This window comes from Microbacterium sp. RU1D (assembly GCF_900156435.1).
Lineage (GTDB): Bacteria > Actinomycetota > Actinomycetes > Actinomycetales > Microbacteriaceae > Microbacterium.
On record NZ_FTPQ01000001.1, the window covers coordinates 358,108 to 371,679 of the forward strand.

Annotated in this window: 14 protein-coding genes; 5 read left to right on the forward strand and 9 right to left on the reverse strand. The window is 70.3% G+C overall.

What is annotated here, in order from left to right:
- Window positions 1-4 precede the first annotated feature (4 nt).
- Complete coding sequence (locus B0B15_RS01625) at window positions 5-724, forward strand: SGNH/GDSL hydrolase family protein (RefSeq protein WP_076672988.1); 720 nt, start codon at window positions 5-7, stop codon at window positions 722-724.
- A 108-nt stretch (window positions 725-832) separates the two neighbouring features.
- Here the strand turns inward: B0B15_RS01625 and B0B15_RS01630 are convergent, their stop codons facing one another.
- Both B0B15_RS01630 and B0B15_RS01635 read right to left on the reverse strand, forming a co-directional pair.
- Window positions 833-1,267 carry a BLUF domain-containing protein gene (locus tag B0B15_RS01630; protein WP_076672989.1) on the reverse strand — a complete coding sequence of 145 codons (435 nt, stop codon included), beginning with the start codon at window positions 1,265-1,267 and terminating at the stop codon, window positions 833-835.
- On the reverse strand, window positions 1,264-1,545 hold the full coding sequence (locus B0B15_RS01635) for a hypothetical protein (protein WP_176776538.1): 282 nt from the start codon (window positions 1,543-1,545) through the stop codon (window positions 1,264-1,266). The genes B0B15_RS01630 and B0B15_RS01635 overlap by 4 nt, the downstream gene beginning before the upstream one ends.
- Window positions 1,546-1,837: 292 nt before the next feature.
- On the opposite strand from B0B15_RS01635, the gene B0B15_RS01640 reads away from it, so the two are divergent.
- Entirely contained in the window at window positions 1,838-2,551 is a 714-nt protein-coding gene (locus B0B15_RS01640; protein WP_076672990.1) for a TetR family transcriptional regulator, read from the forward strand.
- A gap of 58 nt (window positions 2,552-2,609) precedes the next feature.
- On the opposite strand, the gene B0B15_RS01645 is transcribed toward B0B15_RS01640, so the two are convergent.
- Window positions 2,610-2,999, reverse strand: coding sequence for an ester cyclase (locus tag B0B15_RS01645; protein ID WP_076672991.1), 390 nt, complete (start codon window positions 2,997-2,999; stop codon window positions 2,610-2,612).
- A gap of 172 nt (window positions 3,000-3,171) precedes the next feature.
- Between B0B15_RS01645 and B0B15_RS01650 the strand changes: the two genes are divergently transcribed.
- Together B0B15_RS01650 and B0B15_RS01655 are read left to right on the forward strand one after the other, a co-directional pair.
- Window positions 3,172-4,479: a cytochrome P450 gene (locus B0B15_RS01650; RefSeq protein WP_076672992.1), complete on the forward strand. Its 1,308-nt coding sequence runs from the start codon at window positions 3,172-3,174 to the stop codon at window positions 4,477-4,479.
- A gap of 118 nt (window positions 4,480-4,597) precedes the next feature.
- Window positions 4,598-5,905 carry an APC family permease gene (locus B0B15_RS01655; RefSeq protein ID WP_076672993.1) on the forward strand — a complete coding sequence of 436 codons (1,308 nt, stop codon included), beginning with the start codon at window positions 4,598-4,600 and terminating at the stop codon, window positions 5,903-5,905.
- 51 nt (window positions 5,906-5,956) lie between these two features.
- On the opposite strand, the gene B0B15_RS01660 is transcribed toward B0B15_RS01655, so the two are convergent.
- The 5 genes from B0B15_RS01660 to B0B15_RS01680 form a co-directional block, all read right to left on the reverse strand.
- On the reverse strand, window positions 5,957-7,423 hold the full coding sequence (locus B0B15_RS01660; RefSeq protein WP_076675074.1) for an amino acid permease: 1,467 nt from the start codon (window positions 7,421-7,423) through the stop codon (window positions 5,957-5,959).
- A 130-nt stretch (window positions 7,424-7,553) separates the two neighbouring features.
- Entirely contained in the window at window positions 7,554-8,552 is a 999-nt protein-coding gene (locus B0B15_RS01665) for a magnesium and cobalt transport protein CorA (protein WP_076672994.1), read from the reverse strand.
- A 58-nt stretch (window positions 8,553-8,610) separates the two neighbouring features.
- A complete protein-coding gene (locus B0B15_RS01670) occupies window positions 8,611-8,937 on the reverse strand; it encodes a DUF3140 domain-containing protein (RefSeq protein ID WP_076672995.1) in 327 nt (108 codons plus the stop codon).
- 73 nt (window positions 8,938-9,010) lie between these two features.
- Window positions 9,011-9,919: an EamA family transporter gene (locus B0B15_RS01675; protein ID WP_076672996.1), complete on the reverse strand. Its 909-nt coding sequence runs from the start codon at window positions 9,917-9,919 to the stop codon at window positions 9,011-9,013.
- Window positions 9,920-9,926: 7 nt separating this feature from the next.
- Window positions 9,927-11,198: a serine hydrolase domain-containing protein gene (locus tag B0B15_RS01680; RefSeq protein WP_076672997.1), complete on the reverse strand. Its 1,272-nt coding sequence runs from the start codon at window positions 11,196-11,198 to the stop codon at window positions 9,927-9,929.
- Between the two features lie 186 nt (window positions 11,199-11,384).
- Between B0B15_RS01680 and B0B15_RS01685 the strand changes: the two genes are divergently transcribed.
- Window positions 11,385-12,038, forward strand: a complete 654-nt coding sequence (locus B0B15_RS01685) for a biliverdin-producing heme oxygenase (RefSeq protein WP_076672998.1) — start codon at window positions 11,385-11,387, stop codon at window positions 12,036-12,038.
- Between the two features lie 72 nt (window positions 12,039-12,110).
- On the opposite strand, the gene B0B15_RS01690 is transcribed toward B0B15_RS01685, so the two are convergent.
- A complete protein-coding gene (locus B0B15_RS01690; protein ID WP_076672999.1) occupies window positions 12,111-13,490 on the reverse strand; it encodes an ATP-dependent DNA helicase in 1,380 nt (459 codons plus the stop codon).
- Between the last annotated feature and the right edge of the window lie 82 nt (window positions 13,491-13,572).

The window sequence follows — 13,572 nt, forward strand, 5'->3', positions numbered from 1 at the left end:
CCTCATGCGCGTGCGACGGTCCCTCGGTGTCGTGCTCGCGGCATCCGTGCTCTTCGGGCTCGTCGCGTGCGCGGATCCCGGTCCGGCGCCGACCTCGCCGTCCGCCGCCCCTGCGGACACCACCGCACCGGCGGATGGGCCGGTCGTGTCGTTCTACGGCCATTCGTACACGCGCGGCACGGGCGCGAGCTCGTCGGAGCGGCGATGGTCGACGATCGTGTCGGCCGAGCGGGGCTGGCAGGAGATCAACCGCAGCGAGAACGGCCTGGGCTTCGTGAACCGCCGCGATTCCATGCTCGGCGGGCTCGACGACATCCCCGCTCTCGTGATCGCCGACGACCCCGACATCGTGTTCGTCACGATGGGCCTCAACGACAACTTCAGCTACGACACGCGCGCCGACGACATCCACACTCGGATCGACAGCGACCTCGAACGCCTGCGCGACGGGCTGCCCGAGGCGCGGATCGTCGTCGTCGAGCCGTTCTGGTACACCGACGACAGGCCCGCCTCGGTCGACGTCATCGCCGGGTGGGTCGACGACGCCGCGGCCCGCATCGGCGCCGACCACATCAGCGGCGCGAGCCACTGGCTCGACGGGCACTATGCCACCGCGCAGGTCAGCTGGATGGCGGCCGACGGGCTCCACCCGAACGACATCGGCTACGCCGTCATGGCGGAGCGGATGGATGCCGCGCTGCGCGCCCTCGATCCGCCGCTCTGACCGTCGGGAATCGGGGCGTGTTCTTCCGTTCGGGCACGCGATTCACGCCCCGAACGCCGGAATGCGACCCGAACGGCGCTTACCGGCCTCGGAACCCCGCGCGGATGCTCAGGCGGCGGCGGTGCGGGCGCGGAACCAGACCGTCAGTTCGCGCACCGCGCGGATGCTCGCATCGTCGTCGTCGGACTCCAGGTCGTCGAATGTGTCTCGGAAGCCCTCGGGCACCGGTGTCGAGGTCACGCCGATGGGCTCGTACCCCATCGTCCACTCGTTGAAGCGGCGCTCCTCGATCTGCTCGGTCAGCAGCACCCGGACCTCGTCGTGGCGCGAATCGCGGCGGATCTTCGTCATGAGCTCGTCCACGGCATCCTTCGGGCCCTCCAACACCTGAAAGAACCTCCCACGGCGGTGGAGCAGCATGCCCGACAGGTCGTGCTCGTGGTTGGAGCGGCGGCTCTGGGCGAGGAGGTCGGCGAGACGAGCGTCGTCGAACTCCTCGACGGCACGACTGACGTACGACACGGCGGTCAGCGGGGCGCTCATGCGGTGCCCTCCTCGACGGTGCGCGGAGCCGGAACGCGGACCTGCTCGAGGGTGATGACCTCGTCCTGCGGGGGCTGGCCGTTCGTGACCGCGGCCATCGCCGCCGTGAGAGTGCGGAAACGGCCGACGACGCGCGACGAGCCGTCGAACGCGAGGTAGCCTCCGTCGGTCTGACGGTCGATGTAGCCGAGGAACATGCCCTTTCGGCTGCCGACGTGGAAACCCTCTTCGACGCGGGCCCAGATCACTCCGGCACCGGGGCGGTCGGGAGACATCATGCTCACCGCTCCTTCCGCCCGAGACGCAGAACGGGCACGAGCGACCGTATCGGGGCCCTCCGACACCCGTCCGCCCTTGACAGATCGCGCGACGCGGGCATGCTCGTCCCGAGCCGCGGGCCATGGGCGCCCGCAGCGACCAAGCCGCGGGGAGCGGCGTGCCGGCGAAAACGCCGCCCACCGGGGGAAAACCCTTACAGCGTAAGCCTTCTCCTCCCGATCGCGATCCTCGTGCGCGGCGGATCGTCGGCCGGCGAGGAGTGTCAGACTGGAGCGTCCGGAGGTGGATGCGATGTCCCAGGAAACGCGAAACACGCACCGATCGAGCGCGCGGAAACTCAGTCGTGACCTCATCGTCGCCACCGCGCTCGCGCAGGTCGACAGTCGGGGCGCCTCGGGGTTGTCGATGCGCACCCTGGCACAGGAACTCGACGTCGAGGCGATGTCGCTGTACCGCTACGTCAACGGCAAGGAGGACCTGCTCGAGGCGATCGTCCGGCTCCTGATGCACGACCTGCTGACGGCTCTCCAGGACGCGTCGACGGAGCACTGGCAGAGCTTCCTGCAGATCACCGCGCATGAAGTGCGACGCATCGCCGTGGAGCACCCCCGGGCCTTCCCGCTCGTCGCGACGCGGCATCCGGCCGCTCCGTGGCTACGACCCCCGCTGCGCAGTGTCGAGGTCGTCGAGATCTTCCTGTCCACGCTTCTGGCTCAGGGCTTCAGCGACGTCCAGGCCGCGAGCGCCTATCGCGCGTTCAGCAGCTTCCTGCTCGGGCAACTGCTGCTGGAGTCCGCGGTCCGGGGCGCGCAGACGGGACCGGCGGAGGAGCCGCTCGACGAGGGCGAGGCCGACATCCCCGCGCGCGACGGCGACAGCACGCTCGATGACGCCCCCACGGTGCGACACCTGCGGGCTCTGCTGAGCGAGGACCATGCCGAGGAGGAGTTCGAGGTCTCCCTCGAATCGCTCCTCGACCGTCTCGACCGGGAGCTGTCGCAGTAAGCCCCGCCACCGAACACTCCGACTGCACGCAGCATCGGGAGCCCGCGCATCGGCCCGCTCAGGCGATCGCGGCGCGGATCTGCGCCGCATCGTCGGTGCCGCTGGCCTCGACGATGACCCCGCGCTGCACCCGGTACATGGCGAACGACGCGATGCTCACGCGCGTGCGAGTCGGCGCGACGAACGCGAAAGCGCCGGTGTGACTTCCGCCGCCCCGGAGATGGACGGCGAGGCGGTCGTCTTCGACGAGGAGTTGGATGCGCTTCCACTGCCAGTCGGGGAAGCCGTGCAGCAGATTGACGTAGTCGGCGATCCACGCGTCGGCACCCGCGGGCAGGTGCGCCCGGCGCACGGACGGGTGCAGGAACTCCCGGACCCGCTCGACGTCATGACGGTTCAGCGCCTCGAGGAAGTCGGCGAACCACTCCCGCATCTCCCACGGCTCCATCGGACCATTATCGCCAGCGGATGCCACTCACCGGCCCGTGCGTGAGTCGCCGGATATCGTCGCTTCGGCGGGCGGAGAGGCGACGAATCCTGGCGAATCACGCCGACTAACACACGGGCCGGGCGCGCGCCGCCCCCTCCACCATTTCTGGCACCCGTGGAACCGTGGGGGCATGGCATCCCCTCTCGCCCTTCTCCGTGACGACTCGCTCTCGCTCCTGATCCGCGGTTACGGCTTCGGTGCGCACCTGTGGCGCCGCGCCGACCGTGGTGCACGCGCCGTACCGTTCCGCCTGCTCGGGCGCGAGGCGCTCTTCGTGCGGGGCGAGGAGGGCGTGGCGCTCTTCTACGACGAGTCCCGCACGCGCCGGCACGGTGCCATGCCCGCGTTCATCCAGGAGTCGCTGTTCGGCCACGGCTCGGTGCACAGCCTCGACGGCGACGAGCACCGCCACCGCAAGGCGACGTTCGTCGACGTGCTGTACGACGATGCCGAGGTCGTGCGCCTGCTGCCCGAGCTCGACCGGCAGTGGCAGGGCGAGCTCGACGCGTGGGTCGCCGGCGGTGACCGATCGGCGTACGACGCCGCCGTGGGCGCACTCGGCCGCGCGATCATGCGCTGGGCCGGCATCCCGGGCACGGCCGCCGCCCAGACGCGGTGGGCGAAGCGCCAGGCGCAGATCGTCGACGGCTTCGGCGTGCCGTACTCGCCCGAGTTCCTGCTGGCCCTGGCCAACCGCCGCTGGTCGGACCGCCATGCCGCCGAGCTGATCGACGCCGTGCGCGAGGGCACGCTCGACCCGGCCGAGGGCACGGCCCTGCACGCCTGGGCATGGCACCGCGACCGCTCCGGCGAGCTGCTGCCCGCGAAGCGCGCCGGGGTCGAGCTGCAGAACAGCTTCCGCCCGATGATCGCCGTCTCGCGTTTCGTCGCCTTCGCCGCGAAGGAGCTGCACGACCGGCCCGAGTGGCGCGAGCGCATCGCCGCCGAGACCGCCTCGCGTGGATCGCTCGTCGGCGGGGAGCTGGCGACGGCGTTCGCGCAGGAGATCCGCCGCACCGCCCCCTTCGTGCCGATGCTGCCGGCCTGGGCCGAGACCGACGTCGAGCTCGACGGCGAGCGGGTGGCGAAGGGCGGCCGCGTCGTGCTCGACATCCTCGGCACCGACACCGACACGCGCGAGTGGGAGCGCCCCTCCGCCTTCGACCCCGAACGCTTCATCGGCGTCGACGACTACGAGGCGATCCGCGCCTTCGTCCCGCACGGCGGTGCCGACGTGCGCACCGGGCACCGCTGCCCGGGCGAGAAGCTCGCGATCGCCGGGCTCGCGGCATCCATCGCCGTGCTCAGCGACCCGCGCCTGCGCATCTCCACCCATGGCCTCGACGTGAACCGGCGACGGATGCCGACGAAGCCGCGCTCCGGCGGTCGCGTGCGCCGCGCGGACGCACCGTCGGGCTGCCCGTTCCACCGGCGTTGACCCGCCGCGCGGACGGGTCGCGGGTGCGCCTGCGGCTCCTCCGCTTCCGAAGCCCTCTCGCGACGCTGCACTGTCAACCCGCTTCGGAGATCGCCCGCGGGGACCATACGGTCCTGCGGTGACCACTGAGACCTCCGAACCGTCCACCCTCCGACGCGGGATCAGCGGTCCGCTGCTCTTCGCCTTCATTCTCGGCGACGTCCTCGGCGCCGGGATCTATGCCCTGATGGGGGTCCTGTCCGAGCGGGTGGGCGGGATGCTGTGGGCCCCGCTGGTCGCGGCGCTCCTCCTGGCGCTGCTCACCGCCGGATCGTATGCCGAATTGGTCACCAAGTATCCGCGCGCCGGCGGCGCCGCCGTTTTCGCCGAGCGCGCGTTCAAGAACCGGTTGGTGTCGTTCCTCGTCGGGTTCTGCATGCTCGCGGCGGGAGTCACGAGCGCCGCGGGGCTGTCGCTCGCGTTCGCCGGCGAATACCTGCAGACGTTCCTCAGCGCTCCCGCCGTCCCCGCGGCGATCGTGTTCCTCGCCGTCGTGGCCGCGCTCAACGCCCGGGGGATCCGGGAGTCGATGAGCGCGAACTTCGTCATGACGGCGATCGAGGTGAGCGGACTCGTCATCGTCGTCGTCGTGGTGGGCGTGCTCGTGTCCGGCGGCGGCGGAGACATCTCCCGCGTCACGCAGCTCCCCGAGGGCACCGGCCCGGCGACGGCGGTGCTGGCCGGTGCGATCATCGCCTACTACTCGTTCGTGGGCTTCGAGACCTCCGCGAACATGGTCGAAGAGGTCAAGAACCCGTCGCGTGTCTACCCGCGCGCCCTGTTCGCGGCGCTGCTCACGGCCGGTGTGGTCTACGTCCTGGTGGGCCTCGCCAGCAGCATCGCGGTGCCGAGCGAAGAGCTGTCGAGTTCGAGCGGGCCCCTGCTGGCCGTGGTGGATGCCAGCGGTGTCGGCATCCCCTCCTGGGTCTTCAGCCTCATCGCTCTCATCGCGGTCGCGAACGGCGCGTTGCTGACGATGATCATGGCCAGCCGCCTCGCCTACGGCATGTCCGAGCAGGGTCTGCTGCCGCGAGTCCTGTCGCGCGTGCTGCCACGGCGCCGTACCCCCTGGGTGGCGATCCTTGCCACGACGCTCGTGGCCATGCTGCTGACCCTCGTCGGCGACCTCACCCTCCTCGCCGAGACGGTCGTGCTGCTCCTGCTCTTCGTGTTCCTCAGCGCGAACGTGTCCGTGCTGGTGCTGCGTCGCGACGAGGTCGAGCACGATCACTTCCGCGTGTGGACCTTCGTTCCCGTCCTCGGCATCGCCTCGTGCCTCCTGCTGCTGAGCCAGCAGAGCGCCACGGTGTGGATCTTCGGCGCGGTGCTGCTCGCGGTGGGCGTGGGCCTGTACTTCCTGGCCCGGCACGCACGCTCGCGCGCGTGAGGCAGCGCGGCCGCGCCGGAGCACGAGCGTCGAATGGCAAGAGACCGGGACTCAGTCCTTCCCGTCGCGCGGCTGCGGGAACGGGCTGGGCACGACCGGCACCGTGCCGGTGTAGCCCTCGCGCTCGGCGGCGAGCTCGGCGATGCGCTTGCGGCACGCGAACCAGCCCGCGGTGATGAGCAGGCCCGCCACGACGGCCACCACGAGCGTCGCCGGCGAGTCGATGAACACCAGCACGAGCACCACGGCCAGGAACACCAGCGTCAGGTACCCCGTGTAGGGCGCCCAGAACAACCGGAACGACGGGCGCACGAGCTCACCCCGGTCGGCGAGCTGCTTCAGGCGCATCTGGCACACGATGATGGTCGCCCACGTGACCAGGATGCCGACCGCGGCCACGTTCAGCACGGTCTCGAACGCGTCGCTGGGATTGACGTAGTTGATCACCACGCCGAAGAGGGCGACGAACGCCGTGATCGCGATGCCGCCGTAGGGCACGCCCGCCTTGTTCATGCGGGCGGCGAACGCCGGCGCGGAACCCGCCACCGCCATCGAGCGCAGGATGCGGCCGGTGGAGTACAAGCCGGCGTTCAGCGACGACAGCGCCGCGGTCAGCACGACGAGGTTCATGATGACATCGACGCCGGGCACGCCGATCGAGGCGAAGAACGTCACGAACGGGCTCTCGTCCTTCGAGTACGCGGTGAAGGGCAGCAGCAGCGACAGCAGCAGGACGGATCCCACGTAGAACACGGCCACGCGGATGATCACCGAGTTGATCGCGCGCGGCATGACCTTCTCGGGGTTCTTCGTCTCGCCCGCGGCGGTGCCGATGAGCTCGATCGACGCGTACGCGAAGACGACGCCCTGCATGAGGATGATCGCGGGCAGGATGCCGTTGGGGAAGAAGCCGCCGTTGTCGGCGATGAGCGAGAAGCCGACGGGTGCGCCCGTGGGGGTGCCGAACACGACGAAGTAGATGCCCACGAGCAGGAACGCCACGAGAGCCGCGACCTTGATGAGCGCGAACCAGAACTCGAGCTCCCCGAACACCTTCACCGACACCAGGTTCACGGCGAGCACGGTGACGAGCGCGGCCAGGGCCCACACCCACTGCGGAACCGCGGCGATCCACGGCACGTACTTCCCGAAGAAGTTCATGTAGAGCGCGGCCGCGGTGATGTCGACCATCGTGGTCGTGGCCCAGTTGATCCAGTAGAACCAGCCCGAGACGAACGCGGCCTTCTCGCCGAAGAACTCGCGCGCGTACGACACGAAGGAGCCCGAGGTCGGCCGGTGCAGCACCAGCTCGCCGAGCGCGCGCAGGATGAAGAACGCGAACAGGCCGCACACCGCGTACGAGAGCACGATCGCGGGACCGGCCTGCGCGAGGCGTCCGCCCGCGCCGAGGAAGAGCCCGGTGCCGATCGCGCCGCCGATGGCGATCATCTGCACCTGACGCGCGGTCAGCCGCTTGTGGTAGCCGCTGTCCTCGAGCTGCACGGTCGAGGTGTGGATGGGCGCTGCCGCGTCGCCGGAGCCCGGGGTGGTGTCGTTCACCTCCCCATCGTGCGATTCGCGCAGCGGCTGTCCAGGAAGCGCGCCGCGAAGCGCGGCATCCGCAGCCGTGAACGGAGAACGAACCGGGTCAGAGCCAGTGCTTGAGCTTGAACGTGAGCCAGAGGCCGAACGAGGTCGCGGCCATCAGGCCGAGCGCCATCGGATAGCCGAAGGTCCAATCGAGCTCGGGCATGTTGCGGAAGTTCATGCCGTAGATCGCACCCACCAGCGACGGACCGAAGAGGATCGCCGCCCATCCCGAGATCTTCTTGACCTGCTCGTTCTGCTCGAGCGAGGTCTCGGTCTGCCGCTGCGTCACGAGCGTCGCGTTGACGGTGAGGGCGTTGTCGAGGATGGCCCGCAGCGCGGTGAGCTTCTCGCCCTGGCGCAGCACGTGGTCGAGAACGTCGCGCAGCGAGCGCTGCAGCTCGAGGTCGACGCCGTACTTGTCGGCGCCGCGCAGCAGCGCCTCCAGCATGTCGCGCAGGGGTTCGACCGCCCGCTGGAAGTGGATGACCTCGCGCGCGAGCTGGTAGATGCGCTGGGTGAGGTCGGTGCCGCCGTCGCCGAACAGACCGTCCTCGATCTCGTCGACGTCGTTCTGCAGGCCGCGGGCGACGGGGTCGTACTGGTCGACGACCTCGTCGAGGATCGCGTACAGCACCGCCTCCGGGCCGCGCGCGAGCAGGTCGGGGTTGTCCTCGAGCCGCCGGCGCACCCGCGCCAGATCCGGCACCTCGGCGTGACGCACCGTGACGACGTAGTCCGCGCCGATGAAGACGTGCAGCTCGCCGAACTCGACGGTCTCGGTCTCGTCGATGTAGCGCGCGGGGCGCAGCACCGTGAACAGGTTCTGCCCGTACCGCTCGAGCTTGGCGCGCTGATGGCCCGTCAGCGCATCCTCGACGGCGAGGGGGTGGAGCGAGAACTCCGCCGCGACGCGCTCGAGTTCGTGCGGAGACGGACGCAGCAGCCCGATCCAGGCCATCCCGCCGTGCGCCTCCATGTACTCGAAGGTCTGGTCGAGGCTCGAGGGGTTCTCGATGCGGCGACCGTCGACGTAGACCGCGCTGTCGATGATGGGCATGTCTACCGTTCTACCCCTCCCGGACGGACCAGGGATGACGCGGCCCCCGGCGCCGCGGTCACTTCTTCGGGTCGTGGCCCCAGTTCATCAGCGAGTAGCGCCAGTCGGTGTCGGTGATGTCGCCCTTCGGCTTCTGCGCGCTGTGCCGCTTCACGTACCCGACGACCTTGCGCATGTGGCCCAGGTCGTCCTCGGTGAGGTCGGCCTTCTTCTTCTCGAGGATGCCCACGATGTGCCGGCCGCTCTCGTGACCGGTCGACTCGCCGCCGTCCTTCTTCTGCCCGACGGACTTCGACTCGTCGGTGGCCAGCCATTTCTTCAGCTCGCTCGCGGTCATGTTGACCGCATCGTCGAAGTCCTTGCGGGTCTGGTCGTCGTCGCTCATGCCGTCATCCTGTCCAGCGTGCGTCAGCACGAAGGCCCCCTTGCGTCGACGGCGACGCCGTGGCATCCGCCCGTCAGCCGACGGGCTCGCTGAGCGGTTCGTCCGCGTCCGGCCCCGGATGCCGTGCGCCCGCGCTGCGGCGCGCGGCGGCGAGCACCGCGCCGATGCTGGCGGCGATGACCAGGGCGATGCCGACCACCTCGAGCCACGACAGCCTCTGTCCCAGCAGCAGGAATCCGGCGATCGACGCCGTCGCGGGGCCGAGGCTCATCATGATCGCGAACGCCGAGGCCGGCAGGCGGCGCAGCGCCACGAGTTCGAGCGCGTAGGGGATGGTCGACGACAGCAGCGCGACCGCCGCCCCCAGCGCGAGGATGTCCACCCGCAGCAGCACCGACCCCGCCTGCCACAGGCCCAAGGGCAGGGCCAGACACGCACCGACCGCCATCGCCAGGGCGAGACCGTCCAGGCGCGGGAACTGCCGCCCCACGCGCGCCGACGACGCGATGTACAGCGCCCAGCTGACCGCCGCGCCGAGGGCGAAGATCACCCCGAGCGCGTCGAGACGGTCCCAGCCGCCGGCGCCGAGCACGACCACTCCGGCGAGCGCGAGACCCGCCCACAGCCACCGAGCCGCCCCCGTCGCGGTCAGGATCGACAGCGTCAACGGTCCGAGCACCTCGATCGTCACGGTGACCCCGAGCGGGAGCCTTTCGAGCGCCAGGTAGAAGAGCCCGTTCATGGATGCCAGCACCACGCCGAACACGACCACCGACCGCCAGGCGACACCGGTGTGTCCCCGCAGGCTCGGGCGCGCGATGACGAGGAGCAGCAGCGCCGAGAAGACCAGGCGCAGCATGACGATGCCGAGCGGCCCCGTCTCGGGGAAGAGCATCACCGCGAACGACGCGCCCACCTCCTGGCAGGCCAGGCCGACGAACACGAGAGCGGCGGCCGAGCCCTGCCCGCCGCGCGCGGTCATCGCTCGGTCACGAGGCGGGCGGCGCGCAGATCGCGTTCTGGGCGATGCTGTCGCGCATCTGCTCGGCCGTCCACGGCAGGCCCGCCTCGGGCAGCGTCTGCCCCTCGGCGGCGGGGGACTTCGAGGCGATCGCCGCGAGCTCCCACGCCAGCCACGCGCCCGTGAACTTGTTGCCGCCCGAGTTGTTCAGCACCACCGCGACGGACATGCCCGTCTGGGGGTCGGCGAAAGCGGCGGTCATGTACCCCGGCGTCCAGCCGAACTGTCCGATGAGCGAGCCCGCCTGGAAGGTTCCTCCGGTGGCGGTGAACCACGTCGGCTGGTCGGGACCGACCGGCACGGGGTTGGCGAAGCGGTCGCTGTCGGCGGGCAGGAGGGCCTTCGTGGCGAGTGCCTGGGCGTAGCGGCCGAGATCGGTGATCGAGGTGACGGCCCCGGCGGCGGCGCCGCCGTAGCTGGACGACATCTCGGTGAAATCGGCCGGGTCGGTGCAGTTCCACACGCCCTCGGCGTTCGGCTGCGACCAGTACCCCGACAGCGGGGTGGGGCCGGGCGTCGCCGACTCGGGGGCCGGCAGCGACGTCGCCGACAGACCGAGCGGCTGTGCGACGCGTTCCGCGATCACCGCGGAGAGGGTCTCGTTCGTCGCCCGCTCGACGGCGAGTCCGGCGATGAGGTAGTTCGTCGCCGACGTCCCGTAGGCGTCGCCGGGCGCGTTCAGGCGCGGGCGCGCGATGCCGTAGGCCATCAGCTCGCGGGCGTTCCACACGCGGTCGGGGTTGGCGAGCACCGCACCCTCGAGCGTCGAGGTGTAGGAGGCGATCCCCGACGTCCCGTCGCACAGCTGACGCAGCGTGATGTCGTCGTAGCCGGGGAGGTTGCTGACCCACTTGTCGATGGGGTCACTCATCGAGAGGGTTCCGTCGGCGTCGAGGACGTACAGGGCGTCGCACGTCATGGCGCCCGTCACCTCCGCCGCCCGGAAGGTGAGGTCGCTGGCGACCTCGCCGCCCCCGGGGCCCTGGGTCCCGAGGCCCGCGACCCAACTGCCGCTCCACGGAGCCCACACGCCGACGATGGCACCCGACGAACCGGTCGCGACCATCGCCGCGTTCACGGCATCCTGCAGTTCCGCGACCGTGGCCTCGGGCAGTGGCGCGTCGACCTGCGCCGGGACGTCGATCGACACCGACCCCTGCGGCGTGCAACCGCTCAACGCGAGGGCCAGTGCTCCCGCGGTCGCGATCGCGATCGCCGCGGAACGACGCCATCTCGCCATGTGGTGACCCCCAGCAGTTCCACGCGCGGACACGCGCGCTCTCCCACGATTCAAACACACGGCACCTGAGCGGAATCGCCCCTTGCACCGCTCGCCCGTCACGTCTGCATCACGACTCGGCTTTTCCTCGCGACTCGGAGCGAATCAGGGGTTAGGTCAACCTAAGTCAGTGCGTATGATGGCCGCATGAACGCCGTGGTCCCGTTCTCCCTCGCCCTGCGCGAGCGGTCCAGCAGCGCGCACTCCTCGAGCGAGTGCGACGGGTTCATGACCGACCTGCTGACCGGCGCCGGCACGCGCGACGATTACATCGCCCTCCTCGCGCAGCACTGGTTCATCTACGCCGCCCTCGAGGACGCCGCCGTCCGCATGCGCCTCGACCCGGTGGCATCCGTCTTCCTGCGCGATCGGCACTCGCGTCTGCCCGCGCTCGAATCCGATCTGGCGTTCCTCATCGGGCCCGGATGGCGCGAGAGCATCCGCCCCCTGCCCACGACGCAGGCCTACGTGTCGCGCATCCGCCGGGTCGCGGCGACGTGGCCGGGTGGGTTCGTCGCCCACCACTACACGCGTCTGCTCGGCGACCTGTCCGGCGGCCCGTCCATCGGGCGGCTCATGCAGCGGCGCTTCGGCTTCGAGACGAACGGTATCGGGTTCCTGCTGTTCGGCGACATCGCCGACCCCCGGGCGTTCAAGACCGTCTACCGCGAGCAGCTCGACGCGGCCCCCTGGGACGACGACGAGAAGGAGCGCGTCATCGCCGAGGTGCTCGTCGCCTACCGCTTCACGACGGAGCTGTTCGCCGACCTCACTCGCGCCAAGGCCCACCAGGTCGCCTGAGGCGTCGCCTTCTGCGCGGCCGCGTCCGCGCGGGCGCTCCGGCGTGCGACCCCGCCCTACAACGCGACGCCGTCATGCCTTCTGCGCGGCCGCGTCCTGGCGCGCGAGCCAGGCCTGCTTCATGAAGCGGCGCACGTCCTCGTCGACGCGGATGTCGCTCGGGCGCAGCGGCCGCGACAGGTACAGCCCGTCGAGCGAGGTGAGGCGACTGAGGGCGACGTACGTCTGGCCGGGGGCGAAGGCGCCGGCGCCCAGATCGACGACCGCGCGGTCGTAGGTCTTGCCCTGCGACTTGTGGATCGTGACGGCCCAGGCCAGACGCAGCGGGAACTGCGTGAACTCCGCGACGATCTCCCGGGAGAGGTTCTTCGTGCCCGGGTCGTAGGCGTAGCGGTACCTCTCCCACACCGCGGGCTCGACGTCGTGCTCGACCCCGTCGACCTCGACGCGCACGCTGTCTCCCGCGATGCGCGTGACGGTACCGATCGTGCCGTTGACCCACCGCGGGGCCTCGCCGAACGGGGCACCGTCGTTGCGCAGGAACATCACCTGGGCCCCGACCTTCAGCGTGAGCTCCATCTCCGCCGGGTAGTTGGCCTCGCCCCGACCGAAGTCGCCCGAGATCTCGGCGTTCGCGGTCTGCGTGCGCCCGATGAGCTCGTCGAGGTGGCGACGGTTGATGGTGTTGACGCGGTCGTTGCGGGTGGCGAGCGTGATGATCGGGTGCTCGCCGTCGGCCGGATGCGGGGGCGTGCGCGCACCCGCGGTGTTCAGGATGCCGGCCATCTCGGCCGTGACGCGCCCGTAGCGCACCGCGTTCAACAGCTGTTTGAATCCCGGGTCGGACTGCCGGTGGATCTCGACGAGTTCGTTGACGTGCAGGTCGGCCCCGTGTCGGCCGATGTCGATCAGCCCGTCGGTCGCGGCCTCGCCCGACCACACCTTCGCGTCGAAGAACCAGAACGAACGGTAGTGGTCGCTGATGTAGCGCGCCTCGTCTCCGCGCGGGGGCACCGGCGCCAGCTGGTACGGATCGCCGAACATCACGATCTGCGTGCCGCCGAAAGGCTCCGAACGACGACCGCGGGCCTGCCGGAGCGAACGGTCGATGGCATCCATCAGGTCGGCGTTGACCATCGAGATCTCGTCGATCACGAGCGTGTCGATCGCGTTGAGGATCTTGCGGGTCGCGTCGTTCTGGTCGATGTCGCCGTTCGCGATCAGACCGATGGGCAGGCGGAAGAGCGAGTGGATCGTCTGGCCCTCGACGTTGAGCGCCGCCACGCCCGTGGGTGCGCACACCGCGATCTGCTTCTTGGTGTTCCACGCCAGGTGCTGCAGCAGCGTCGACTTGCCGGTGCCCGCGCGGCCGGTGACGAAGACGTGCTCGCGCGTGTCCTCGATCAGCCGGAACAGCGCCTGCTGCTCGGCGGAGAGGGGCGGCGTGGTCACCGGTTCATGCTAGTTCGCGCCGCGCGCGGCGGGCGGCCCTGTGGACCGTCGCCCGATCTCCTCCGGGCGCCGACGGCGCGGC